Origin of the sequence: Isoptericola sp. NPDC056578 (assembly GCF_042793275.1) — a bacterium.
Lineage (GTDB): Bacteria > Actinomycetota > Actinomycetes > Actinomycetales > Cellulomonadaceae > Isoptericola.
Window position 1 is genome coordinate 7,288 of record NZ_JBHTVC010000102.1, and the last position, 577, is coordinate 7,864.

At 73.5% G+C, this 577-nt stretch carries 1 protein-coding gene; it reads left to right on the top strand.

The window, feature by feature from the left end; all coding sequences use genetic code 11:
- Positions 1–186 precede the first annotated feature (186 nt).
- Positions 187–537 (top strand): iron-sulfur cluster insertion protein ErpA, encoded by a 351-nt coding sequence (gene erpA / locus ACFQ80_RS22190; RefSeq protein ID WP_430551045.1) that lies wholly within the window; start codon positions 187–189, stop codon positions 535–537.
- Positions 538–577: the final 40 nt, after the last annotated feature.

A 577-nucleotide genomic window follows, 5' to 3' on the forward strand; every position in this document is an offset into this window, starting at 1 on the left:
CGGGGGGGGGCGGGGCGCGGGGGGGGGGGGGGGGGCGGGGGGCGCTTTCGGGGGCCTGCGGGGGGGGGGGGGGCGGCCGGGGCGCCCCGCCCCCCCCGCGCCGCGCCTGTGACTCGCGTCATCGCGCCCACGGAATTCGCGCGTAGGATCGGGAACAGCTCTACCGGCCCGCCTGTTGGAGGAAGCATGACCGACACCACCGAGATCGCCACGCACGGCGTGGACCTGTCCGACGTCGCCGCCGACAAGGTTCGCAGCCTCCTCGAGCAGGAGGGCCGCGACGACCTGCGTCTGCGTGTGGCCGTCCAGCCCGGCGGCTGTTCCGGCCTGATCTACCAGCTCTACTTCGACGAGCGCATCCTCGACGGCGACGCGCTGCGTGACTTCGACGGCGTCGAGGTCGTCGTGGACCGCATGAGCGTGCCCTACCTCGAGGGCGCGAAGATCGACTTCGCGGACACCATCGAGAAGCAGGGCTTCACGATCGACAACCCGAACGCCGGCAGCTCCTGCGCCTGCGGCGGTTCCTTCAGCTGAACCGCTGAGCGACTCCGACGGCCCGGCCGCCCCCACGGGG